General features: G+C 72.2%; 20 protein-coding genes. 14 read left to right on the plus strand and 6 right to left on the minus strand.

Annotated features, from left to right (window positions below):
- The first annotated feature begins 354 nt into the window (after positions 1-354).
- The 3 genes from VP06_RS19880 to VP06_RS19890 all read left to right on the plus strand — a co-directional run bounded on the left by VP06_RS19880 (position 355) and on the right by VP06_RS19890 (position 1,585).
- On the plus strand, positions 355-1,017 hold the full coding sequence (locus VP06_RS19880; protein WP_053081943.1) for an acyl-homoserine-lactone synthase: 663 nt from the start codon (positions 355-357) through the stop codon (positions 1,015-1,017).
- Positions 1,018-1,028: 11 nt separating this feature from the next.
- Entirely contained in the window at positions 1,029-1,262 is a 234-nt protein-coding gene (locus VP06_RS19885) for a hypothetical protein (RefSeq protein WP_048465528.1), read from the plus strand.
- Positions 1,263-1,354: 92 nt separating this feature from the next.
- A complete protein-coding gene (locus VP06_RS19890; protein ID WP_048465529.1) occupies positions 1,355-1,585 on the plus strand; it encodes a hypothetical protein in 231 nt (76 codons plus the stop codon).
- 118 nt (positions 1,586-1,703) lie between these two features.
- Here VP06_RS19890 and VP06_RS19895 read toward each other — a convergent pair whose 3' ends face one another.
- Together VP06_RS19895 and VP06_RS19900 are read right to left on the minus strand one after the other, a co-directional pair.
- Positions 1,704-2,546: a PIG-L deacetylase family protein gene (locus VP06_RS19895; RefSeq protein WP_048465530.1), complete on the minus strand. Its 843-nt coding sequence runs from the start codon at positions 2,544-2,546 to the stop codon at positions 1,704-1,706.
- Between the two features lie 5 nt (positions 2,547-2,551).
- On the minus strand, positions 2,552-3,481 hold the full coding sequence (locus VP06_RS19900) for a glycoside hydrolase 5 family protein (protein ID WP_048465531.1): 930 nt from the start codon (positions 3,479-3,481) through the stop codon (positions 2,552-2,554).
- Positions 3,482-3,735: 254 nt separating this feature from the next.
- On the opposite strand from VP06_RS19900, the gene VP06_RS19905 reads away from it, so the two are divergent.
- The 7 genes from VP06_RS19905 to denD all read left to right on the plus strand — a co-directional run bounded on the left by VP06_RS19905 (position 3,736) and on the right by denD (position 11,345).
- Positions 3,736-4,512, plus strand: a complete 777-nt coding sequence (locus VP06_RS19905) for a ferredoxin--NADP reductase (RefSeq protein ID WP_048465532.1) — start codon at positions 3,736-3,738, stop codon at positions 4,510-4,512.
- A gap of 36 nt (positions 4,513-4,548) precedes the next feature.
- Entirely contained in the window at positions 4,549-5,271 is a 723-nt protein-coding gene (locus VP06_RS19910; protein WP_048465533.1) for an aspartate/glutamate racemase family protein, read from the plus strand.
- A gap of 195 nt (positions 5,272-5,466) precedes the next feature.
- Positions 5,467-7,434: a methyl-accepting chemotaxis protein gene (locus VP06_RS19915; RefSeq protein WP_048465534.1), complete on the plus strand. Its 1,968-nt coding sequence runs from the start codon at positions 5,467-5,469 to the stop codon at positions 7,432-7,434.
- 77 nt (positions 7,435-7,511) lie between these two features.
- Positions 7,512-8,378 (plus strand): isocitrate lyase/PEP mutase family protein, encoded by an 867-nt coding sequence (locus tag VP06_RS19920; RefSeq protein ID WP_048465535.1) that lies wholly within the window; start codon positions 7,512-7,514, stop codon positions 8,376-8,378.
- Positions 8,375-9,535 (plus strand): GNAT family N-acetyltransferase, encoded by a 1,161-nt coding sequence (locus VP06_RS19925; protein ID WP_048465536.1) that lies wholly within the window; start codon positions 8,375-8,377, stop codon positions 9,533-9,535. The genes VP06_RS19920 and VP06_RS19925 overlap by 4 nt, the downstream gene beginning before the upstream one ends.
- A gap of 67 nt (positions 9,536-9,602) precedes the next feature.
- On the plus strand, positions 9,603-10,349 hold the full coding sequence (locus VP06_RS19930) for an SDR family oxidoreductase (protein WP_048465537.1): 747 nt from the start codon (positions 9,603-9,605) through the stop codon (positions 10,347-10,349).
- Between the two features lie 12 nt (positions 10,350-10,361).
- On the plus strand, positions 10,362-11,345 hold the full coding sequence (gene denD / locus VP06_RS19935; protein WP_048465538.1) for a D-erythronate dehydrogenase: 984 nt from the start codon (positions 10,362-10,364) through the stop codon (positions 11,343-11,345).
- 248 nt (positions 11,346-11,593) lie between these two features.
- On the opposite strand, the gene gltA is transcribed toward denD, so the two are convergent.
- Complete coding sequence (gene gltA / locus VP06_RS19940) at positions 11,594-12,886, minus strand: citrate synthase (protein ID WP_048465539.1); 1,293 nt, start codon at positions 12,884-12,886, stop codon at positions 11,594-11,596.
- Positions 12,887-13,289: 403 nt separating this feature from the next.
- Positions 13,290-14,711 carry a glutamate--tRNA ligase gene (gene gltX / locus VP06_RS19945; protein WP_048465540.1) on the minus strand — a complete coding sequence of 474 codons (1,422 nt, stop codon included), beginning with the start codon at positions 14,709-14,711 and terminating at the stop codon, positions 13,290-13,292.
- Between the two features lie 194 nt (positions 14,712-14,905).
- Here gltX and VP06_RS19950 point away from each other — a divergent pair, with 194 nt between their 5' ends.
- Positions 14,906-17,203 (plus strand): ComEC/Rec2 family competence protein, encoded by a 2,298-nt coding sequence (locus tag VP06_RS19950; protein ID WP_048465548.1) that lies wholly within the window; start codon positions 14,906-14,908, stop codon positions 17,201-17,203.
- Between the two features lie 42 nt (positions 17,204-17,245).
- On the opposite strand, the gene VP06_RS19955 is transcribed toward VP06_RS19950, so the two are convergent.
- The gene (locus VP06_RS19955; protein WP_048465541.1) at positions 17,246-18,346 is read right to left on the minus strand and encodes a glycosyltransferase; all 1,101 of its coding nucleotides are present in this window, start codon (positions 18,344-18,346) and stop codon (positions 17,246-17,248) included.
- A complete protein-coding gene (locus VP06_RS19960) occupies positions 18,336-19,142 on the minus strand; it encodes a polysaccharide deacetylase family protein (protein WP_245291246.1) in 807 nt (268 codons plus the stop codon). Before VP06_RS19960 ends, VP06_RS19955 begins: the two co-directional genes overlap by 11 nt.
- 166 nt (positions 19,143-19,308) lie before the next feature.
- Between VP06_RS19960 and VP06_RS19965 the strand changes: the two genes are divergently transcribed.
- From VP06_RS19965 to VP06_RS19975, 3 genes are read left to right on the plus strand one after another with little or no spacing between them, the layout of a single operon-like run.
- Complete coding sequence (locus VP06_RS19965) at positions 19,309-20,322, plus strand: lipid II:glycine glycyltransferase FemX (protein ID WP_048465542.1); 1,014 nt, start codon at positions 19,309-19,311, stop codon at positions 20,320-20,322.
- The gene (locus VP06_RS19970; protein WP_156295689.1) at positions 20,319-21,620 is read left to right on the plus strand and encodes a lipopolysaccharide biosynthesis protein; all 1,302 of its coding nucleotides are present in this window, start codon (positions 20,319-20,321) and stop codon (positions 21,618-21,620) included. The genes VP06_RS19965 and VP06_RS19970 overlap by 4 nt, the downstream gene beginning before the upstream one ends.
- Entirely contained in the window at positions 21,614-22,996 is a 1,383-nt protein-coding gene (locus VP06_RS19975) for an O-antigen ligase family protein (RefSeq protein ID WP_053081947.1), read from the plus strand. Before VP06_RS19970 ends, VP06_RS19975 begins: the two co-directional genes overlap by 7 nt.
- Positions 22,997-23,003: the final 7 nt, after the last annotated feature.

The raw sequence follows: 23,003 nt of genomic DNA on the forward strand, positions 1-23,003 counted from the left end.
ATGCTCTAAGCAGATTTCGCCGAAGTGGTCACCGGTTCGGCGGCAAAAATCTGCGATCAGACAAGAGCCTAAGCGGGCGAAGCGTTTAGCCTGCCAACGCAAGTCTGCTGAGAGCGCTTCACGATTGCGTTGCCATCGCGAAGCTTCTCTCGCTGTTTGTCTCTCGCTGTTTGATTGTGCTGCATTGTCTACGACGAACCGGTATCCACTTCGTCGGAAAATGCTCAAGGGCCGACAACACGCATCGGTGCCCGGCGGTCCGCCGCCAAACTCGTCCTCCCCCTACCGGTTTTCGGGGATACCGCGCCGGGCGCGTGTCTGGCCTTATCGGGCCGGAGCGAGGGACGTCAGCGCATGATCCGCCTTCACGTCGTCGACCGGGCGAGCCGCGGCGCCTACGCGGACGCGCTGGCGCAGCAGCATGCCCTGCGGCGCGCCGCCGCCGAGGAGGGGGGCTGCCGGGCCTTGCGTGCCATCGATGCCGCCGGCCGCGACCGGTTCGACACCGAGACCACGCGCTACCTGCTGGCCATCGACGGCGACGGGCAGGTGGCGGGCGGCACGCGGCTCCTGCCCGCCGAGGGGCCGACGCTCCTCAGCGAGGTCTTCCCGCATCTCGCCGACATCCGCCGGTTCGCCCGCGGGCCCGGGATCTGGGAATGCACCCGGTTCTTCGCCTCGTCGCGCTTTCGCGAGAACCGGCCGTTGTCGCGGGTCGCCGGCATCGTGGCGGCGGGCCTGATCGAGCATTGCCTCGAACAGGACATCCCGCACGTGAACCTCGTCGTCGAGACCTACTGGATCCCCCAGATGGCGGAGATCGGCTGGCGCCCGCGGCCCCTCGGCCTGCCAGTCGCCGAGGCGGGGGGCTCGCTCTGCGCCGTCTCGATCGCGATGACCGAGGAGGCCCTGGAGGCGACCCGGGCGGCCTACGGCCTCGCCGTCTCCGTGCTGGCCCGTCCCCGGCCGCCCACCCTGCCGGACTGGGCCAGGCCCGGGCGCGGCCTGACAGCGTGAGGTCGCACAGGATGCCCCGTTACGGCGACACCCGTCTCTCCCCGGCCACCCGCTTCGTGCGGCCTCCCTCCGGTCCGCAGCCCGCCGCCGACCGCCTGGCCGAGCACCTGATCGAGGCTTATCGGAGCGCCGCGGAGTGCGAGGATCCGGTCGCCCGCGACCTGATCCGGCTCGCGCTCTGGCATGTCGGCCGCACCTATCCGCCTGCCGCCGCGGCTCCCGCCGAGGACGGGCAGTGGTCGTGACGTCCGGCACGCCTCGTCCTCTCCGGTCTCGCGCCGCTCGCGCGCCGGACCGTCCTTCCCTTCTGTCGTCCATACCCGATCAGGCACGCATCATGGCGCCCGCGCTCCATTCTCCCCCGTCGCAAGCCCCGCTCTCCCAGGCCGCCCGGGCCGAGATCCAGGCCCTGCGCCTCGCTGCCGAAATCCTCGATCTCCAGCGCACCGCGTGCCCGCACATCCGCGACCTGCCCTCCGTGCAGGCGATGATCCGCGCAGCCGCCGCCGTGTTCGACGAACTCGGCTTCGGCGAGGAGGAGGAGCGCGAGCGGGCGATGTCGTCCTGACCGGCGCCGGGCGACCGAGGCTCCCCAGGCGCAGGAGCGGCGCGAGCCATCGCCTCTCCGCGCCTGCGGGGGGAGAGCGGGTGGCCCGTCCCTTTCCGGTCCCGGCTCGTCCGGTCGGTCAGCCTGCGCGGGCGATCTCCCGCTCCGCCGCCTCGGCGAGCGCCCGGAACCGCGTCCCGTCGAGGCCCGTCTCCCTCCTCTCGTAGAGCAGCCTTCCGCCATTCGGCAGGAGGCCGAACCCGTCATCCGGTGCCTCGCGGAAACGTTCGAGGGCGATCGGAAACCGGTTCAGGGTCGCGGCCTGACTCGCATGGGCGGCAAACAGCGCGGCCTTGAAGGCGCAATCCTCGGGATCGAGGTGGAGCGCGATCGCCCGCCGGGGCGGATCGGTCGGCAGGAAGCGGCCGGCCTCGATCCCGTCCGGGCCGGCATGGGAGAACGGCATCTCGATCACCGCGAGCCGGTCCGGCCCGAGGAGACGCCGGGCGCCCCGCAGGCCGAGCGCCACCGCGTCATGGTCCGGATGGCCGCCCTCGTAGGCGTGGGTGAGTGCCACGGTGATGCCGCGGGCCGCGAACAAGGCGGCCAGTTGCCGGGCGAGCGGCGCGATGATCTCCGCCACGCCCTGGTCGGGATGGCCCAGGGCGATGCGCCGCTCCGGCGCGATCCCGGCAAGCGTCAGTGCCGCATCCAGTTCCCGGGCGCGGACCGCCGCGTAAGCGGCCGGATCCGGAAAACCGCGGCGCGCGGCGTCCCGCCCGTCACGGGGCGCGCCGTCGGTGACGTGGATGACGGTGAGGCCGGAAAGCCGCGGCAACTGCGCGCCGCAGCCGATGCTCTCGTCGTCCGGATGGGCGACCACGAGCGCGGCGGCCTGCGCCGCCACCGGCCCGCAGGCCGGATCGGCGAGAGCCGCCAGGAAAGCGTCAGCGGCCGGCGAGGTCGGGGCGATCGCCACCATGGCGGTCAGATCGCCGGCTGCGGCCCGAGGGCCGGCCCGGGCCGGATCATCCCGGCATAGCGCCGGACCATCGCGGCGCAGAATTCCGCGAATTCCTCCTTCACCTGCGGCGGGCTGGTGTGGTGGGGGGCGATGCCCCGGTGCTCGGGGGTGAAGCAGAAGGTCACGGTCACGTCGAACTCCGCCAGGGCCTCCATCTGCCGGTCGAACCAGTCGAGGGCATCGGGCCGGAACGAATCGGCCCAGGACAGGCCGGTGCGGAGATACGTCACCCCGAGCCGCCGCATCCAGGCCACCGCCTCGTCGAGGCGATGATCCTGATAATGGAACCACTGGCACAGGCCGAGCGCCGGGGTGTGGCGGGCGAAGTGCTCCAGGGCCGGCTTGGGCGTCCCGTCCTCGCGCAGCAACCCCATATAAAAATGCCGGTAATAGGAAGAGCCCTCCGCCTCCCGGTGCCGGGTGGTGGCGCCCCAGGCCTGCGGCAGGTCGTAGAGGCTGTACCAGTGGATCCGCGGCGCCCGGCCGACCAGCAGCTCCGCGGTGCGGTCGACCCCGAAGACCTGCACCTCGTCGGCCCCGAAGGTCGAGACGCCGACCTCGGTGACCCAGATCGGCTTGTCCGTCACCGCCCGGATCTCCGCGAGCTTGGCCGGCCACTCGTCGATCTGCCACAGGTTCCAGTCGAGCGGGAAGCCGTGCACCGCGACCACGTCGACATGGTCGAGGGCGCGCCTGCCGTCGAGCATCCGGACGAAGCTTGGGTCGATCGGCGAGAGGCCGCCCAGCACCGTCGGCAGGTGGGGGGCCTGCGCCTTCACGGCCCTGGCCGCGCAATCCAGGGTGTCGGCAAAGAGCGACCAGCCCGGATCGATCTCGGGATCCCAATGCGACTTGTTGTTGGGCTCGTTCCAGATCATCGCCGCTTCGATCATGCCGGTCTCGCCGCAGACAGGGGTAGGGAGTATGGGGTCTCGTCATGGCGGCAGGCCGGCCGCGGTGCAAGCCGGCGGAGCGGCGCTGCACTGGAAGCATTCCGAAGAACAGCCCGTCGCCCCTGCGGCTTGACCGCGACGCAGACCCCGCCTGTGCGGCGACGCCTTGACGGCGATGCCGCATCTGCGAGATGAGCAGACCAAACCGAGACCCCCCCCGCGACCCGTCGAGCGCCTTCAGGATTCCTGGCACGATGAGCAACTTCAACGAGGAGCGCGTCCTGTCCGTCCATCACTGGACGGACTCGCTCTTCAGCTTCCGCACGACCCGCGACCCGTCGTTCCGCTTCCGCAACGGCGAGTTCACGATGATCGGCCTCAAGGGCGAGGGAGCCAAGCCCCTCCTGCGCGCCTACAGCGTGGTCAGCGCCAATTACGAGGACGAGCTGGAGTTCTTCTCCATCAAGGTGCCGAACGGTCCGCTCACCTCCAAATTGCAGCACCTGAAGGTCGGCGACCCGATCGTGGTCAGCCGCAAGGCCACCGGCACCCTGGTGCTCGACAACCTGATGCCCGGCCGCCACCTCTACCTCCTCGGCACCGGCACCGGTCTCGCGCCGTTCCTGGCGATCATCAAGGACCCGGAGACCTACGAGCGCTTCGAGAAGGTGATCCTGGTCCATGGCTGCCGGCAGGTCCAGGAACTCGCCTATGGCGAGACGATCACCGAGACGCTGCCGAACCACGAGCTGATCGGCGAGATGGTCCGCGACCAGCTGATCTACTACCCGACCGTGACCCGCGAGCCGTTCCGCAACCGCGGCCGCATCACCGACCTGATGACCTCGGGCAAGCTCTTCTCCGATATCGGCCTGCCGGCGATGACGAAGGAGGCCGACCGCTTCATGCTCTGCGGCAGCCCCGACATGATCCGCGACACCCGTGAGCTGCTTGCCGGCGCCGGCTACATCGAGGGCAACCACGGCGAGGCCGGCCACTACGTCATCGAGAAGGCTTTCGTCGAGAAGTGACGGCGTGATAGGCGGGATACCGGGAGACCCGGTCCGTTGCGCATCCTGCTCATCAACCCCAACACCACCGCGGCCGTCACCGAACAGGCGGCGGCCCATGCGAGGCGGCTGATCCCGGCCGAGATCGTGCCGGTCACCGGCCGGTTCGGCGCCCGCTACATCGCGAGCCGCGCCGCCGCCGCCATCGCCGGCCACGCCGCCCTCGACGCGCTGGCGGCCCACGTCGCGGGCTGCGACGCGGTCTATCTCGCCTGCTTCGGCGATCCCGGATTGCTCGCCCTCAAGGAAGTCTCCCCGGTGCCGGTCGTCGGCATGGCGGAGGGGGCGCTGCACCTCGCCTGCACCCGCGGCCGGCGGATCGGGATCGTCACCGGCGGCGTGCTCTGGAAGCCGATGCTGACCGAGTTCGTGGCGATGCTCGGCCTCTCCGAGCGCCTGGCCGGCATCCGCACCGTCGCCCCGACCGGCGGCGAGATCGCCCGCGACCCCGACGCCGCCCTCGGACGCCTCGCGGCAGCCTGCCACGACTGCGCCGAGATCGACGGCGCCGATGTCGTGGTGCTGGGCGGCGCGGCGCTGGCCGGCCTCGCCGAGCGGGTGCAGCCGCAGGTGAAGGTGCCGGTGATCTGCTCGGTCGAGGCCGGCGCCCGGGCGGTCGTGGCGGCCGCAGGGCTCGCCGGCGCGCGGCCGATGCGGCCGCCGACCGAGAGCGTGGGTCTGTCGGACGAGCTGGCGCGGATGCTGCGTGCCGAGGGATGAGGTTCCTGCCGCCGCCCCGGACCCGGTCGCTCGGACAGGTACGAGGGGACGGGGCGCCATGCCCCAGGGTTCTGCCAGGCGGAGTGTTCGTCGCTCACCTTGGATCATCGTGATATCGGGACGAGGGCGGGATCTCATCGGATCTTAACGCTTCCCCGGCTAAACAATGCGCCCGTTCCTCCGATGGGCCATCCGATGAAGCTCAGGTTTCCCCGCTTCGGCCTGCGCGCACAGATTGCGGCTCTCGGCGTCGGCGGTGTCCTTCTCCTGGGCGGCATCTTCGGCTGGGGCTCCTGGACACAGGAGAGGTTGCAGGCGAGCGCCGACCGCGCCTCCGATCTGGCCAGCCTGATCGCGGCTGTCTCCGACGATCTGCTGAAGGCCCATCAGGTCGAGACCGATTTCCTGCTGCACCGGCGGGACGCGCTGATCGGCGAGCGCGAGGCCCTGGTGGCGAAGGCTGGCGAGCGCCTGGAGGAGATCGAGCGGCGGGTCGCGCCCCTGCCGGACGATGCGCCGCTCAAGGCGGCCGAGACCCTGCGGGCCAGCCTCAACATCTACGCCACCCGCTTCCAGAACGTCGCGGCCGCGCAAGCCACCCTCGGCTTCACCGAGACGGACGGGTTGCAGGGCCGGTTGCGCGCGGCCATCCACGACGTCGAGGCGCGTCTTGCCCGCATCGACGAGCCGCGCCTCGCCGTGCTGATGCTGATGATGCGCCGGCACGAGAAGGACTTCATGCTGCGGGGCGACGAAGCCTATGGCGACGACTTGCGGGCCCGGGCGGCGGATTTCGAGGAGGCCCTGGGGCGCACCGCCCTGAATGCGGCCGAACGGGCCGAGATCGGCGCCCTCGTCGGGCGCTACCGCGACGGCTTCATGGCCTATCTCGTCGGTGCCGGCAGCCTCAAGGAGGAGGCGGACGATCTCACGACGATCCAGGCCCGCCTCGCGCCCCGCATCGCCGAGGTGGCGCGGATCGCCGAGGAGGAGCGCGCCCGGGCGCAGGCGGCGGTGGCGGCCTCCCGGGACTGGACCGGCCGGATGATCCTCGGCTGCATCGGTGTCGTCGTGCTGTGCGCCGCCGGCCTGTCCTGGTGGGTCGGCCGGCGCATCTCCGGCCCGTTGACGCAGCTGGCACAGGCCATGGGGCGCGTCGCCGGCGGCGACCTCGCGGTCACCGTGCCGGCCTTCCGGCGCCGGGACGAGATCGGCGCCATCGGGCGGGCCTTCGCGGTCTTTCACGCCACCATGGTCGAGAATGCGGCCCTGGTCGCCGAGCAGGCGGCCCGGCGCGCCAGCAGCGAGGCCGAGCGGCGTGCCGCGTTCCAGGAGATGGCCGACCGGTTCGAGCAGGCCGTGGGTGCGGTGGTGGCCACGGTCTCGGCCTCGGCCGCCGCCCTCCAGGAGACCGCCCGCGGCATGAGCGCCATCGCGGCCGGCACGGCCGAGCGGTCCGCCACCGTGGCGGCGGCGGCCGAGGAGACGGCGCAGAACGTCGCGGCGGTCTCGGCCGCGGCCGAGCAGGTCGGCACCTCCGTGGCGGTGATCGACGGGCAGGTGAGGGGGTCGGCCGAGCTTGCGCGGCGGGCCGTGGCCGAGACCGACGAGGCCGGCGCCTTCGTCCAGGCCCTCGACGGGGCGGCATCGCGGATCGGCGACGTGGTGCAGATGATCGCGGCCATTGCCGGGCAGACGAACCTGCTGGCGCTGAACGCCACGATCGAGGCGGCGCGGGCCGGCGAGGCCGGCCGCGGCTTCGCGGTCGTCGCCGCCGAGGTCAAGCAGCTCGCGAGCCAGACCGCCCGGGCGACCGAGGAGGTCGGCAGCCAGATCGGGCAGATCCAGGCCGCGACGGCCCGCGCGGTCGCGGCGATCGGCACGATCACCGCGCGCATCCGGGAGATCGACGGGAGCGCCGGCGCGATCGCCACCGCCGTCGCGCAGCAGGGCGGGGCGATGCGCGAGATCGCCCGCAACGTGGCCCAGGCCGCGATCGGCACCGGCGATGTGACCCGCACCATCTCGGGCGTCGCGCAGGATTCCGAGCAGGCCGGGACCGCCGCCGCCGAGGTCCTGGCCTCGGCCTCCGCGCTGGCGCGCCAGTCCGACCGGCTCGGGGCCGAGGTTGCCGCGTTCATCGCCTCGGTGCGCGCCGCCTGACGCGGACGGCGCGCACGGTTTACAGCGGGCGGCGCCCTATGAAAGTGTGGCGCCCCGATTCCCGCGAGACCCTTCCGATGACCGATCCCGCCGCAGCCCGCGCCGCCTTCCGGCGGCTCCACGAGAGCGGCTGCTTCGTGATGCCGAACCCCTGGGACATCGGCACCGCCCGCTACCTCGCGGCGATGGGCTTTCCGGCGCTCGCCACCACCAGCTCGGGCTTCGCCTTCACCCGCGCCCTGCCGGATACCGACTGGGCGGTGCCCGTCGAGGCGATGCTCGCCCACATCGCCGAGATCGTCGCCGCCACCGCCCTGCCGGTGAACGCCGATTTCGAATCCGGCTACGCGCATGATCCCGATGGCGTCGCCCGCAACGTCGCGGCCTGCGTGGCGACGGGTGTCGCCGGCCTGTCGATCGAGGACGCCACGGGTGACCCGAGCCGGCCGCTCTACGACATCCAGGAGGGGGCCGAGCGCATCCGCGCCGCGAAGGCCGCGATCGACGCCTCGGGGACCGGCGTGGTGCTGACCGGCCGGGCCGAATGCTACCTCACCGGCCATCCCGAGCCGCTGCCCGAGGCGATCCGCCGGCTCCAGGCCTACGCCGAGGCCGGCGCGGACGTGGTCTATGCGCCGGGTCCGAAGCGGCGCGAGGAAATCCGCACCCTGGTCGAGGCGCTGGCGCCGGTGCCGGTCAACATCCTGATGAGCACCAATCCGGGCCTCAAGGTCGCGGATCTCGAAGCGCTCGGCGTGCGCCGGATCAGCGTCGGCTCGTCGCTGGCGCGGGCGGCCTGGACCGGCTTCATCCGGGCCGCCAAGCGCATCCACGACGAGGGCAGCTTCGGCGGCTTCGACGGCTCGGTCAGCTTTTCCGAGATCAACGGCTTCTTCCGCCAGGATCTCAAGGACCGCGAACTCAAGAACCGGAACCCCGCATGAGCCCGGACCGCGATCCCGTCACCGGCCTGCCGATCGGCTGGCCCGTTGCTCTGTCAGGTCCGGCGCCCGGGCCGGAGCGGATCCGCCTCGACGGGCACCACGTCGCGGTCGTCCCCCTCGACGCGGCGGCGCACGGCGCCGACCTGGCCGAGGGCGCGGTCGGCCCCGGCACCGAGGCCCTGTGGCAATACATGCCGGCCGGACCCTTCCCCGATCGCGAGAGTTTCCAGACCTACCTCGACAACTGTGCCGCCTCCGCCGACCCGCTGTTCTATGCCATCCTCGATGCGCGCACGGCTAAGGCGATCGGCCACGCCGCGCTGATGCGGATCGACCGGGCGAACCGGGTGATCGAGGTCGGGCATATCCTGTACACGCCAGCCTTGCAGCGCACCCCCGGAGCCACCGAGGCGATGCGGCTCTTGGCCGGTTACGTCTTCGATCTCGGCTATCGCCGCTACGAGTGGAAGTGCAACGCCCTCAACGCGCCATCCAGGAACGCGGCGCAGCGCCTCGGCTTCTCCTACGAGGGGCTGTTTCGGCAGGCGGTGATCGTGAAGGGCCGCAACCGCGACACCACGTGGTTCTCGATGCTCGACGGTGAGTGGCCGCAGATCCGTCAGGGCTTCGACCGCTGGCTCGACCCGGCGAACCTCGACGGCGGCCAAGGCTTGCGCCTCGGCGCGCTGACGACCGCCATGATCCCGGGCACGCCGTTGCGCCGGGCGACCAAAGCCGACGCAGCCGCCCTCGCCGCCCTCCAGGAGGCGGCCTATGCGCCGAATCGCGCCCTCCTCGGCGTCGAGCCGGTGCCACTCCTCACCCCGGCCGCCGAGGTGCTGGCGCGCTACGAGGTCTGGCTGTCCGACCACGGCGAGGCGCCGGCCGGCGCCCTGGTGCTCGATCCGCATCCCGATCACCTGACGATCTGGAGCGTCGCGGTCGATCCGGCCCACCAAGGCGGCGGCCTCGGCAATGCCCTGCTGGCGGCGGCCGAGGCGCGGGCGCGGGACCTCGACCTGTCGGAGCTCCGGCTCTACACCGGGGACAAGCTCGTGCGGAACATCGACTGGTACGCGCGGCGGGGCTACGCCACCGAGCGGGTCGAGGACCTGGCCGATCGGCGCCTGGTCCATATGCGCAAGACCCTCGCCTGACGACGGCGAAGCGGCTTCACGGACAAGCCCCGCCGCCGAGCGGGGCGCGACACAACGGGAGGACACAATGGCGGGACGTCTGACGGGCAAGCGCGCGGTCGTGACGGCGGCGGGCCAGGGGATCGGGCGCGCCATCGCGGCGGCGTTCCTCGCCGAGGGAGCCGTGGTTCTGGCGACCGATCTCGATTCGAGCAAGCTCGAGGGGCTGACGGGGGCTCTCGCCTCGTCCCTCGACGTGCGCTCGGACGCGGCGGTCTCGGCCTTCGCGCAGGGCGCCGGCCCGGTCGACGTGCTGGTGAACGCCGCCGGCTTCGTCCATCACGGCACCATCCTCGACTGCACCGATGCCGAGTGGGAGCTGGCCTTCGACCTCAACGTGCGCTCGATGCACCGCACCATCCAGGCCTTCCTGCCCGGGATGCTGGAACGCGGCAACGGCTCGATCGTCAACATCGCGTCGGCGGTGGGGGCCGACGCCACCGCGCCGAACCGCTACGTCTACGGCGCCTCGAAGGCGGCGGTGGTGGGGCTCACCAAGGCGGTGGCGCGGGACTTCATCAGGAGCGGCGTGCGGGCGAACGCGATCTGCCCCGGCACGATCCAGTCGCCCTCCCTCGACGAGCGCATCGCGGCCTTGGCGGCGATGAACGAGACCTCGGTGGAGGCGGCGCGCCAGGCGTTCATCGACCGCCAGCCGATGGGCCGGCTCGGCACGCCGGAGGAGATGGCCTCGCTCGCCGTCTACCTCGCCTCGGACGAGTCGCGCTTCACCACCGGGCAGACCCACATCGCCGACGGCGGCTTCACGCTCTGAGGAGACGGTTCGATGCATATCCTCATCCTCGGCGCCGCCGGCATGGTCGGGCGCAAGCTCCTCGACCGGCTGGTCAAGGACGGCAGCCTCGGCGGCGAGACGATTGCGCGCCTGACCCTGCACGACGTGGTGCCGCCCGAGGCACCGGCCGGGACGACGATCCCGGTTTCGCTCTCGGCCTCCGACTTCTCCGATCCCGGCGAGGCCGAGCGCCTGGTCGCCGGCCGGCCCGACGTGATCTTCCACCTCGCCGCCATCGTGTCGGGCGAGGCCGAGGCCGATTTCGACAAGGGCTACCGGATCAACCTCGACGGCACCCGCCGCCTCTACGACGCCGTGCGGGCGATCGGCGAGGGCTACAGGCCCCGCTTCGTCTTCACCTCCTCGGTGGCGGTGTTCGGCGCGCCGATGCCGGATCCGATCCCCGACGAGTACCTGACGGCGCCGCTCACCAGCTACGGCACCCAGAAGGCCATCGGCGAGCTGCTGCTCTCCGATTACAGCCGCCGCGGCATCTTCGACGGCGTCGGCATCCGCCTGCCGACCATCTGCGTGCGGCCGGGCAAGCCCAACAAGGCGGCCTCGGGCTTCTTCTCGGGCATCATCCGCGAGCCGCTCGCCGGCCAGGAGGCGGTGCTGCCGGTTTCCGACCAAGTCCGCCACTGGCACGCCTCGCCGCGCTCGGCGGTCGGCTTCCTGCTCCATGCCGCCACGATCGACACGAAGCGCCTCGGCGACCGCCGCAACCTGACCATGCCGGGCGTCGGTGCCACGGTGGCCGAGCAGATCGAGGCCCTGCGCCGGGCCGCGGGTGATTCTGCCGTCGCCCGCATCCGCCGCGAGCCCGATCCCACCATCGAGCGCATCGTCGCCGGCTGGCCCCGCACCTTCGACGCACGCCGGGCCCTGGAGCTGGGCTTCCAGGCCGAGCCCGATTTCGATGCGATCGTGCGGGCGCATATCGAGGACGAGCTGGGCGGCAAGGTGCCGGCGTAACGGCCGCTCGTCAGTAAAGGACGGTTGCTCCTCTCCCCGCTGGGCGAGGAGGGAGGACCACACCGGATCACTAGAGTGCTTCACGATCGCGTTGCAATCGCGAAGCTTCTCTCGTTCTTTGATTTTGCCGCATTGTCTACGACGAACCGGTATCCACTTCGTCGGAAAATGCTCAAAGACATGCATTCCAAACAGAAGCGGGCGGCACTCGCGTGCCGCCCGCTCTCACATCATCCGAAAGATGACGCTCAGCCGCGCTGAGCCATCGTCACGTAGTCGCGCTTCGGCTCGCCGGTATAGAGCTGGCGCGGACGGCCGATCCGCTGGGACGGGTCCTCGATCATCTCGGCCCACTGGCTGATCCAGCCGACGGTGCGGGCGAGCGCGAACAGCACCGTGAACATCGAGGTCGGGAAGCCCATCGCCTTCAGGGTGATGCCCGAGTAGAAGTCGATGTTCGGGTAGAGCTTCTTCTCGATGAAGTACTCGTCCTTGAGGGCGATCTGCTCCAGCTCCATCGCGACGTCGAGCAGCGGATCGTCCTTGATGCCGAGTTCGCTCAGCACCTCGTGGGTGGTCTTCTGCATGATGCGGGCGCGCGGGTCGTAGTTCTTGTAGACCCGGTGACCGAAGCCCATCAGGCGGAAGGGATCGTTCTTGTCCTTGGCCTTGGCGACGTATTCGCCGACGCGCTCAGGAGTGCCGATCTCGGCCAGCATCTTCAGCGCCGCCTCGTTGGCGCCGCCATGGGCGGGCCCCCACAGGCAGGCGATGCCGGCCGCGATGCAGGCGAAGGGGTTGGCGCCCGAGGAACCGGCCAGACGCACCGTCGAGGTCGAGGCGTTCTGCTCGTGGTCGGCGTGCAGGATGAAGATCCGGTCGAGGGCGCGCGACATGACCGGGTTGGCGTGGTACTCCTCGCACGGCACCGCGAAGCACATCCGCAGGAAGTTCGAGGTATAATCGAGGTCGTTCTTCGGGTAGATGAACGGCTGGCCGATCGTGTACTTGTACGCCATGGCCGCCAGCGTCGGCATCTTGGCGATCATGCGCATGGAGGCGACCATGCGCTGCTTTTCGTCGGTGATGTCGGTCGAGTCGTGATAGAACGCCGAGAGCGCGCCGACCGAGGCGACCATGACGGCCATCGGGTGGGCGTCGCGGCGGAAGCCCTGGAAGAAGCGGTTCATCTGGTCATGCACCATGGTGTGGCGCGTGACGCGGTAATCGAAATCAGCCTTCTGGGACGCGGTCGGCAGCTCGCCGTAGAGCAGCAGGTAGCAGGTCTCGAGGAAGTCGCCGTGCTCGGCCAGCTGCTCGATCGGGTAGCCCCGGTACAGGAGCACGCCCTCGTCACCGTCGATGTAGGTGATCTTCGACTCGCAGGAGGCGGTCGAGGTGAAGCCCGGGTCGTAGGTGAACTGGCCGGTCTGCGCGTAGAGCTTGCTGATGTCGATGACGCTCGGGCCGATCGTGCCGACCTTCGTGGGCATCTCGATCGCGCGGCCGTTCACCGTGAGGGTGCTGGTGGGGAGGCTCATGGAGTTGCGGACCCTTTCCATCAACGTGACTGAGCGTCGGCACCGTTCCGACCGCAGCCCCCGGTGCAGGGCGGCGTCTTTGCTGCGGTTGCTCACTCGGGGTCCGGGTTAGCGGATCGCCGCACCGGCATCAACCGCGGCTCCCCGCCCGGGTGACAGAATTCAGTTTGTGTTCATGGATCGTCGGATCGCCCCCGCTAGGCCGGGCCGGCGGGGGCATCGGACGCCTTGTCCCAACGGCCGAAGATGCTGACGCATCGCGTCGATCTCGGGCAGGCCCGGGATCGACGCGGCCGTTGACTCCCTCGCGAAGGGTCGCTGCCAAGCGCGGATGTCCGGGACCTTGGGCTTGGCGACCATTCGAGACCGGAACCAAAGGTCGTTTGCTTTCGACCGTTGGTAATCAGGCGGCGACCTGCTCGCGCAGGCGCTCCAGGCTCTCCTCGCGGCCGAGCACCGCCATCACGTCGAAGAGCGGCGGCGAGGTCGTCCGGCCGGTCAGCGCCGCCCGCAGGGGCTGGGCCACCTGCCCGAGCTTGACCCCGGCGCTCTCGGCGAAGTGACGCACCGCGCCTTCCGTCGAGGCGGCGGACCACTCGGTCAGGGCCTCGAGATGGGGGAGCGCCCCGGCCAGCCGCTCGCGCCCGCCATTGCCGAGGAGGCCGGTGGCCTTCTCGTCGAGGGCGAGCGGGCGCGGCGCGTAGAGGTAGTAGGCGCTGTCGACCAGCTCGATCAGGGTCTTGGCCCGCTCCTTCAGCCCCGGCATCGCGGCGATGAATTTGTGGCGAAGCGCCGGATCGAGGGGCGCGGAGAGGCCCCAGCGCGCACCTTGCGTCGGCAGAATCGCCTCGATCGCGTCGACCAACGCCGCGTCGGTGGAGGAGCGGATGTAGTGGCCGTTCAGGTTCTCGAGCTTGGCGAAGTCGAACCGGGCCGGGGAGCGGCCGACCTGGGCGAGGTCGAAGGCGGCGGTCATCTCCGCGGTCGAAAAGATCTCCTGGTCGCCGTGGCTCCAGCCAAGGCGCACGAGATAGTTGCGGAGCGCCGCCGGCAGGTAGCCGAGGTCGCGATAGGCGTCGACACCGAGGGCGCCGTGGCGCTTCGAGAGCTTCGCCCCGTCCGGGCCGTGGATCAGCGGGATGTGCGACATGTTCGGCACGTCCCAGCCGAGCGCCTGGTAGATCTGGGTCTGGCGCGCGCCGTTGGTCAGGTGGTCGTCGCCGCGGATGATGTGGGTCACGCCCATGTCGTGGTCGTCCACCACCACCGCCAGCATGTAGGTCGGGGTGCCGTCCGAGCGCAGCAGGACGAGGTCGTCGAGATCCTTGTTCTGCCAGACCACCCGGCCCTGCACCGCGTCCTCGACCACGGTCTCGCCGTCGAGGGGCGCGCGCAGGCGGATGACCGGCTTGACGCCGGCCGGTGCCTCGGACGGGTCGCGGTCGCGCCAGCGGCCGTCGTAGCGGATCGGCCGGCCCTCGCGCCGGGCAGCCTCGCGCATCTCGGTCAGCTCCTCGGGCGTGGCGTAGCAGTGATAGGCTCGGCCGGCGGCGAGCAGCCCCTCGGCCACGTCCCGGTGCCGGGGTGCCCGGGCGAACTGGTAGACCACGTCGCCGTCCCAATCGAGGCCGAGCCAGGCGAGCCCGTCGAGGATCGCGTCGATGGCGCCTTGCGTCGAGCGCTCGCGGTCGGTGTCCTCGATGCGCAGGAGCATCCGGCCGCCATGGCGCCGGGCGAAGAGCCAGTTGAACAACGCCGTGCGACCCCCGCCGATGTGGAGGAAGCCCGTGGGCGACGGGGCAAAGCGGGTGACGACGGAGGACATGCGCGACGAGAACCGGGTGAGAGCAAAAAATCGGTGTGGCCGGGGCCGTTAGGGCAGGGCCGGGTGAATCGACCCGCCGGCGCCGGGTCCTGTAGCATGCGCGAGACGAGCCGTTAAGAAACCGTTCTCCGGGCCGTCCTGTCGGGCGGGGAGACGCGGCGGTCGGGCGCAGCCTCGTCGGGTTGGGGCATCGCATGGCGGGTCCGGGCGCAGGGACGGGGGTCGTGGCACGCGGCCTGCGCGCGTGGCCGGCGCCGGTTCTGCTGCTGCCGGCGCTGGGCGGCTGGGTCTCGGGCAGCCTCGCCGCGGAGGCGGCGCAGCGCCGGCTGTTTCCCTGGCTTGCCGTCGCCTTCGGGGCCGGCGCGCTTCTCTTCCTCACCGTGGCCGATGGTCCGGTCTTTCTCGCGGCGCCGTTCGGGACCGGCCTCGCACTGGCCGGGGCTGCGTTCGCGCTCCGGGCCCGGGTCGTGGCGCCGGCCCTGCTGCTCGCCGCCGCCTTCCTGTTCCTCGGCTTTGCCGCCGCGGCCACCCGCACGGCAAGCGTCGCCGCGCCGGTGCTCGCCCGCACGGTGATCGCCCCGCTCCACGGCTTCGTCGAGGCCCTGGAGGAGCGGGAGGAGGGCGCCCGGCTGGTGGTGCGGGTGACCCGGCTCGGCGAGATGCCGGATTCCGAGCGACCGGCCCGGGTGCGGGTCTCGTATCGCCGCGCCGACGGGCTGAAGCCCGGCGACTACATCGAGGCCAAGGCGCGGCTGCTGGCTCCGCCGGAGCCGGCGCGGCCGGGCGGCTACGACTTCGCCCGCGACGCCTATTTCCGCGGCATCGGCGCCGTCGGCTCGCTCCTCGGCCAGGCCGCGATCAAGCCGCCGCCGGCGCCGGCGCCGCTCTCGTTGCGCCTCGCGGCGAGCCTCGACGAGGCCCGCAACGCGCTCACCCGCCGCATCGCCGACTCCAATGGCGGGCCGGCCGGCGCGGTGGCGGCCGCCCTCGTCACCGGCAAGCGCGGCCTCATCGACCAGCCCACCAACGATGCCCTGCGGGCGGCGGGCATCTATCACGTCGTGTCCATCTCGGGTCTCCACATGGTGCTGGCCGCCGGCGTCGTGTTCTGGCTCGCCCGGGCGCTCCTGGCCCTCGGGCCGGGCCTGGCGCTGGCCTGGCCGATCAAGAAGATCGCGGCGGCCTTCGCGATGGTCGGGGTCACCGGCTACTGTGCCTTCTCGGGCTGGGACCTCGCCGCCGAGCGCTCGCTGGTGATGACCCTGGTGATGCTCGGCGCGATCCTGGTCGACCGGCCAGCGCTCAGCCTGCGCAACCTGGCGCTGGCGGCGCTGATCTCGCTCTCCCGCGAGCCGGAAGGTCTGCTCGGCCCGAGCTTCCAGATGTCGTTCGGGGCGGTGGCGGGCCTCGTCGCCTGCGCCCGGCTGATCGACGGACGCCTGTGGAACCCGGAGGGCGGCGGGCCGGTCACCCGGGCGCTGGCCTGGGGCCTCGCCACGGTGATCGGCACCCTCGCCACCACCCTGGTGGCGCAGGTCGCCACCGCACCCTTCGCCACCTACCACTTCCAGACCGTGCAGCCGTTCGGCCTCGTCGGCAATGCGCTGACCCTGCCGCTCGTCTCGCTCGTGGTGATGCCGGCGGCGGTGCTCGGCATCCTGGCCACGCCCTTCGCCCTCGACCAGCCGGTCTGGTGGACGATGGGCCTCGCCGTGCGCGGGATGATCGACATCTCGGCCTGGATCCAGGGCTTCGACCGCGCCACCCTGGTGCTGCCGGCCTTCGGACCGGGCGCGCTCGGGCTGATGACGCTGGCCTTGCTGCTGCTGGTGCTGCCGGCCTCGGGATTGCGCTGGCTCGGCCTCGGGCCCGGCCTCCTCGGTCTCGCCCTGGCGGCGGCCCCGGTGCGGCCGGACCTCTATGTCGACCGCGAGGGCGGCGGCGCGGCCCTGCGCGGCGCTGACGGGCGCCTCGTGGTGCTCGGGCGCCCGCCCGCCTTCGTGCTCGAACAATGGCTGAAGGCCGATGGCGACGGCCGCTCCCGCGACGATCCCGGGCTGGCCGCCGGCGCCCGCTGCGACAAGCTCGGCTGCGTCGGCCATGGACCCGGCGATCATGGGCCCGGCGATCATGGACCCGGCCGCAACGGAGCCGGCGGCGTCAGCGTGGCCGTGGTGCGCGACAAGCGCGCCTTCCCGGAGGATTGCGCCCGGGCGACCGTGGTGGTCTCCCGCCTGGAGGCGCCCCCGGGATGCGCCGCGGCGCATGTGCTCGACCGGACATTTCTGGCGGCGCATGGGGCGACGACCCTGCGCTTCACCGCGCACGGGCCGGTGATCGAGACCGCCCGGCGGCCGGGGGAGACGCGGCCGTGGCGGCCGGCGCCGGTGGCGAAGGCAGCCGCAGCCGCAGCGCGGCCCGCCCCGGTGCCGCAGGCGGCGCCCCGGCCGGAGCCGGAGGCGGAGGAGGCGGAGGGGCCGAGCGAGCCGTGAGGCGGACGGCGCCTGGACGACAGCACGGGCCCGGGCCTCGCGTCAGCCCGCCGCGGCGAGCCCCGCCCGGTACGCCTCGACCGCGCGAGGCAGCGCGAAGTCCGGCAGGGCCCGCTCGGCCGCCGCCCGCAGGCGGGCCCGTTCTCCGGGATCGTCGAGGAGCGCCAGGGTGGTGCGGGCCCAGTCCGCGACATCCATCGGCCGCACCGTGCCGCAGCCCCGCGCCTCCAGCAATTCGCGGGCGGCGCCGGAATGGGGCGAGGCGAGGACGCAAGCCCCGCTCTGCAACGCCTCGTTGACGACGAGGCCCCAGACATCGCCGCGGCTCGGGAACAGCAGCAGCCGGGCGGAGGCATGGGCCTCGGCCAAGGCACCTTGCGCGAGATAGCCGTCGAACCGGGCCGGGATCCCGGCCTCGGCGAGGCGGGCCGCCATCTCGCCCCGAAGCGGGCCGTCCCCGGCCACCCGTACCCGCAAGGGGCGCCCGGCGGCGGCGCAGGCCCGCATCACGTCGGTGAAGAAGCGGGCGCCCTTCACCTCCTCGTTGAGGATGCCGCAGAACAGGACATCGTAGGGCCGCGCCTCGGGATCGGGCAGGGGCGGCGCGGCGTCCCAGGCCGGGAACAGCGGCGCGCGAAAGACCCGCCCTTGCGCGAGACCGTAGGTGGAGAGCAGCGTCCGGCTGCCGTCGCTCGGGGCGAGGCCGAAGGCAGCGCCCGGCACGATCGTCCGGCGCAACAGGCGGTGCGCCGGCGAGCGGGCGCCGGGATCGGTCTCCGGCACGCCGTCGGTGCGGATCGCGTAGGGGATGCCCAGGGCCCGCGCGGCGAGCGCTGCCATCGCCATGGTGGGCGAGAAGTCGTTGAGGATCACCGCCGCGGGCCGCAAGGCGGCGAGGCGCGGGACGACGCTCGGATTGACGTAGAGGTTGCGCACCGCGTCCCGGTGCCAGCGCAGTCCCGGCAGCACGGCGAAGCCGTAGCCGTCCGCCGCCGCGAGTTCCCATTGGCGGGCGGGCTCCCGCGCCGCGCAGGCGAGCACGGTGAGCGGCCGGTCGAGGACGGAGGCCAGCGCCCGGTAGAGCACCTGGGTGTAGGGAGCGAGCGCGCCGGTCACCACCACGACCGGGCGATCAGCGGACATGCCGGGCTCCCATCAGGGCGTCGAGTTCGTGCAGGGGCCAGTCCGGTTCGAGGACGTGGCGCGGCATCGCGGACAGGTCGTGCGGGCCGGTGGCGACGCCGCGGCGGGTGGTGAAGAAGGTGGCGTAGCCGCTGCCGAGGGCCAAGGCCGGGTCGCGGCCCGGCCGGTAATCGTGCTCGGCGACCCCCCAGGGGCAGGCGAAGTGCCGGACCGGCCGCCCCGTCGCCGCTTCGAGGGCGGCGCGGGACGCGACGATCTCATGCGCGGCCGCCGCGTCGTCGAGGGTGGCGATGCGGGCGTGGCTCGCGCTGTGCGAGCCGATCTCCAGACCGGCGGCGAGCCACTCCGCCACCAGGGCCCGGCCGGCATAGGGGCCGGGCGGATGCGCCGGGGGGGCGTCGAGCCAGTCGGCGACGAGGAACAGGATCGCCGGCACCCCGGCCGCGCGCAGGACCGGCAGCGCGACCTCGACCGTATCGGCATAGCCGTCGTCGAAGGTCACGAGGAAATGCCGCTCGGCCGTCGCCGCGCCGGATTTGAGGAGCGTCACCGCCTCGTCCGCCCCGACGAAGCGGCCATGCCGCTGCATGGAGGCGATCTGCGCCGCGAAACCGGCGCGGTGGCGCTCCGGGACGCGGTGGTAGCACAGGGCGTAGAGGCCCGGCGGGGCATCGGCGAGCCGGCGCCACCGCGCGAGCCCACGCAGCACCAGGGCCCGGACCACCGGATGGTCGCGGGCGAGGGCCTTCAAGGAATGCAGCATCCCGCCCGCCGTCATGAAGAAGCCGTGTGCCATAGGTGAGACCGCCCCGGCCCGTCGACAACCCAAGAAAACCACGTAGATGCCGGCGGACCGCGCCGGGATGTGCGGCCCCGCGACGTCGGCGGCCACCACGCGGTGCGCCGCTTGCGTCTCGGGGGCATCGGACGCCGACGATGTCGCATCCTGGCACGGGACAGCCATGACCAAGACGGAACGTGAGACGGGATTGCGGGTCCTGGCCGTGACCGATGTCTCGACCTGGGACGACGCCGTGTGGACGCAGCCGCGGGGCACCATCTTCGCGGCCTCGGGCTGGGGCACCTACAAGGCGCGGCGCGGCGCGGGCGTCGAGCGGCTGAGCGTCGTCGACGAGGGCGGCGACCTCCTGGGCCTGGCGCAGGTGCAGTCCCGCCGCCGGGGTCCGGTCCGGCAGCTCTACATCCAGGGCGGGCCGCTCCTGACCGGGAAGGGCGAGCGCCACGGCGAGGCGGTCCTGCGCACGCTGCTCGCCCATCTGGCCCTCGGGCCGCTCGACCTCCTGGTGGTCGATCCCACCCGGACCGAAAGCCCGGGCGCGGTGCTCGGCCTCCTGGCGGCGGGCTTCCGTCCGGTCGCGACCGCGGGCCGGCACACCCTGGAGGTGGACCTCACCGCCGGCCTCGACGCGATCCAGGCCGGGATGGAGCAGCGCTGGCGCAAGGCCCTGCGCAAGGCGGAGCGCCAGCCGGACCTCACGGCCCGCTTCCTCGACGACCCGGCCGAGCGGCTGGCCGCTTTCGACGCCTTCACGGCGATGTATGCGGCCCTCAAGACCCGCAAGGGCTTCTCGAACGACTTCGACGCCGCCGCCTACCGCGACCTCGCGGCGGCGGACTTGCGCCACGTCATCCTGGAGATCCGGGAGGGAGGGGAGCTGTGCCTGGTGCGGATCGCCCATCGCAGCCGCGACCGCTTCACCGATTTCTTCACCGCCTCGACCGAGCGGGCCAAGGCCAATGCCGCCGCCTATCTGGCGGTCTGGCACTTCATCCGCCGCGGCGCCGCGGAGGGCTGCCGGGTGTTCGATTTCGGCGGCATCGATCCGGCCGGCAACCGGGGCGTCTACGATTTCAAGCGCGGGCTCACCCGCACCGTCGTGTCGAGCGGACCGCTCTGGCTTTATGGCCGCCACCGCCTCGTCACCGCGGCGGCCGGGGCGGTGCTCGCCCGGTGAGGCCGTCATCCGTCCTCTCCAGGCGCTGGCGTGGGCCGGCCCTGCTCTCGCTCCTCGACCAGGGGGCGGTGAGCGGCTTCGGCTTCCTCGCCGGCATCGCGGCGGCGCGCCTGATCGACATGGAGGGGTTCGGCCGCTTCGCCCTCGTTCTCATCGTGGCGGGCTTCGCGCAAGGATTGCACAACGCGCTCGTCACCGCGCCGCTGATGACGATGGCCGGCTCGGTCCGCGATCCGGCTCGCTACAAGGCGGCGGTCGGCGTCGGCGCCCTGGCCCTGGCGGCGGGCCTCGGCCTCGGGGTCGCGGGCGTCCTCGCCCTGTACTTCTCCGCCCGCGGCGAGGCGGTGCCGGTCGGACTCGTGACGGCGGCGGGCGCGCTCACCCTGGCGCAGAACCTCCAGCTCACCGCCCGGCGGCTGCTCTTCGCCTATGAGGGGGGAGCGACGGCGCTTGCCATGGACCTCGCCCGCGCGATGGCGGCCCCGCTCGCCGTTGCCGTCCTGTGGGCGCTCGGCATCCCGCTCGATGCGGCGCGCCTCGTCGCCATCCTGGCGCTGACGGCGTTCCTGACGACGCTGCCGCTTCTCCTCGGCCGGGGCCCCCGTCCCGGGCGCCGGCGCCTCGCCGTCGCCGCGCGGCGACACTGGCAGATGGCGCGCTGGCTCCTGCCGGTCGTCCTCGTCACCTTCGGGCAGGAGCAGCTGGTCTGGATCCTGGCCGGCGGCGTCCTCGGCGACGAGGCGCTGGGGGGCTTGCGGGCGGCGCAGTACCTCGTCGGCCTCGTGCTGCTGATGCTCGCCGCGACCGAGAACGTGGTGCCGACCGGCGCCGGCCGGGCCTACGAGACCGGCGGCGAGCCGGCCCTGCGGGCCTATCTCCTCGCCGTCACCCGCCGCCTCGGCGTCCCGGTCGGGTTCCTCCTCGCCGTCGTGGCGGTCCCGGCGGAACTCTGGCTGCGCCTCGTCTTCGGCGCCCCCTATGCGCCCTATGCGCCCTGCCTGCGCTGGCTGGCGCTCGGCGTGGTGTTCATCTTCCTGCGGGACATGGTGGCGCAGATCTTCCGGGCGCGCCGGCGCACCGACGTGATCTTCCGTGCCTTCGCGGTCAGCCTCGCGGTGTCGCTGGCGCTGATCCAGCCGCTCCTCGCCCGCTACGGCGCCGTGGGTGCCGCGGCGGTCGTCGCCCTGGCGCACGGCGCCTCGCTCGCCGCCCTCCTGGCGGCCCTCGCACGGGCCCCGGCCCCGCGGGCCCCCGTGCCGCGATCCCCGGCCTCGCGCGCGGAGCGCCCAGGATGCTGAACGCCCTCATCGCCATCGGGGTCGCGACCTGGTTCACGGTCGCCTACCCGGTTCTGCGCCGCCGCCTCGCAACGCATCCGCCCTCCGGGGGAGCGCCCCTGTTCTGGCCGCTCACCCTGGTCGTGGTGTTCGCCTTCATGCCCCTCGTCTTCACGGTGCCGCGGGAGGACGGCAACGCCGTGCTGGAGCAGGGGCTGACGGCCTCGAACGTCGTCACCATCGTGCTCACCGGCCTGACCGCCCTCTACCTGATCGTGAAGGTCGCGGCCGACCGCCGGGTCCTGCTGCTGCCCTTCGCGATGCCCTACCTGCCGTTCACCCTGATGATCGGCATGGACGGCCTGAGCGCCGCCTGGTCGATCGTGCCGACCTACACGCTCTATCGCACCGCGGAGCTGGCGGTGTTCACCCTCGCCTCGATCCTGATCTTCGACCGGCCGGACATCCGGCGGCGGCTCGCCGACATCCTGGCGATCGTGACGCTTGCCTGGCTCGTCTCGGTGACGCCGGAGGTCCTCCAGAACCTCGCCTCGGGCATCGTGTTCTCCTCGGCCAAGAACAACATGATGCCGCTCGTCTGCGCGCTTCTCGGCTTTTCCGCCTGGTTCGGGCCGCCCAACCGGCGCCGCGGCCGCTATCTCGTCCTGGCCGCCATGGGCTTCGTGATCGCGGGCTCGGCGGCCTCGACGGGGGCGCTGATCGCGGTCGGGCCGGCCCTGATGATCGCCTCGCGCCGCCCGGGGCTGCGGGTCGCCGGGGTCGTCCTGGCGCTGGTCGCGCTGGCGCTGTTCCTGTTCCTGATGATCGGCCTGTCGAGCTTCCCGGGCCTCCTCGACCTCCTCTCGGTCATCCTCCAGAAGCCCAAGGTGGAACTCGCCAACGCCACCGGCCGCGGCCAGTTCTGGCCGACCTTCATCGCGGCGACGCAGGACCGCCTGCTCGGCTCCGGCTTCTCGGCCGCCGACCGCTTCGTGCAGCTCCTGATCCCAACCACCGGGCTCGCCGACGAACTCGGCCGCGACGCGGTGTTCATCTCGAGTTCGCACAACATGTTCCTGAGCGCCTGGGCCGGCACCGGGATCGTCGGCCTGTCCTTCGCGGTCGTGACCCTGGTCGAGCCGGTCCGCTTCGCCGCGACGGCCGATCGCGGCACCCGGCGGATCGTCGCCTGCCTGATCCTGATGCTCGCCCTCAACGGGATGACGACGCCCGGGCTGTTCCAGGACTGGAACGTCAACGTGCTGGCCTATGTGGCGGCGCTCGCCTGCGCGCGGGCGGCGTGCCGCGAGGTCGAGGCCGAGGCGGTGCCGGAGGCGAGTGCCGCCCGGCCCATCCCGTCCCCGGGCGGCACGGGGCAGGCCTGGCCCGCGGCTTGATGAGGAC

This window comes from Methylobacterium aquaticum (assembly GCF_001043915.1).
Classification (GTDB): Bacteria; Pseudomonadota; Alphaproteobacteria; order Rhizobiales; family Beijerinckiaceae; genus Methylobacterium; species Methylobacterium aquaticum.

Bases quoted from the DNA above. Each gene is read 5' to 3' on its own strand.
- VP06_RS19880 (WP_053081943.1), top strand. From the start codon at position 355: ATGATCCGCCTTCACGTCGTCGACCGGGCGAGCCGCGGCGCCTACGCG.
- VP06_RS19885 (WP_048465528.1), top strand. From the start codon at position 1,029: ATGCCCCGTTACGGCGACACCCGTCTCTCCCCGGCCACCCGCTTCGTG.
- VP06_RS19890 (WP_048465529.1), top strand. From the start codon at position 1,355: ATGGCGCCCGCGCTCCATTCTCCCCCGTCGCAAGCCCCGCTCTCCCAG.
- VP06_RS19895 (WP_048465530.1), bottom strand. From the start codon at position 2,546: ATGGTGGCGATCGCCCCGACCTCGCCGGCCGCTGACGCTTTCCTGGCG.
- VP06_RS19900 (WP_048465531.1), bottom strand. From the start codon at position 3,481: ATGATCGAAGCGGCGATGATCTGGAACGAGCCCAACAACAAGTCGCAT.
- VP06_RS19905 (WP_048465532.1), top strand. From the start codon at position 3,736: ATGAGCAACTTCAACGAGGAGCGCGTCCTGTCCGTCCATCACTGGACG.
- VP06_RS19915 (WP_048465534.1), top strand. From the start codon at position 5,467: ATGAAGCTCAGGTTTCCCCGCTTCGGCCTGCGCGCACAGATTGCGGCT.
- VP06_RS19920 (WP_048465535.1), top strand. From the start codon at position 7,512: ATGACCGATCCCGCCGCAGCCCGCGCCGCCTTCCGGCGGCTCCACGAG.
- VP06_RS19925 (WP_048465536.1), top strand. From the start codon at position 8,375: ATGAGCCCGGACCGCGATCCCGTCACCGGCCTGCCGATCGGCTGGCCC.
- VP06_RS19930 (WP_048465537.1), top strand. From the start codon at position 9,603: ATGGCGGGACGTCTGACGGGCAAGCGCGCGGTCGTGACGGCGGCGGGC.
- denD (WP_048465538.1), top strand. From the start codon at position 10,362: ATGCATATCCTCATCCTCGGCGCCGCCGGCATGGTCGGGCGCAAGCTC.
- gltA (WP_048465539.1), bottom strand. From the start codon at position 12,886: ATGAGCCTCCCCACCAGCACCCTCACGGTGAACGGCCGCGCGATCGAG.
- gltX (WP_048465540.1), bottom strand. From the start codon at position 14,711: ATGTCCTCCGTCGTCACCCGCTTTGCCCCGTCGCCCACGGGCTTCCTC.
- VP06_RS19950 (WP_048465548.1), top strand. From the start codon at position 14,906: ATGGCGGGTCCGGGCGCAGGGACGGGGGTCGTGGCACGCGGCCTGCGC.
- VP06_RS19955 (WP_048465541.1), bottom strand. From the start codon at position 18,346: ATGTCCGCTGATCGCCCGGTCGTGGTGGTGACCGGCGCGCTCGCTCCC.
- VP06_RS19960 (WP_245291246.1), bottom strand. From the start codon at position 19,142: ATGGCACACGGCTTCTTCATGACGGCGGGCGGGATGCTGCATTCCTTG.
- VP06_RS19965 (WP_048465542.1), top strand. From the start codon at position 19,309: ATGACCAAGACGGAACGTGAGACGGGATTGCGGGTCCTGGCCGTGACC.
- VP06_RS19975 (WP_053081947.1), top strand. From the start codon at position 21,614: ATGCTGAACGCCCTCATCGCCATCGGGGTCGCGACCTGGTTCACGGTC.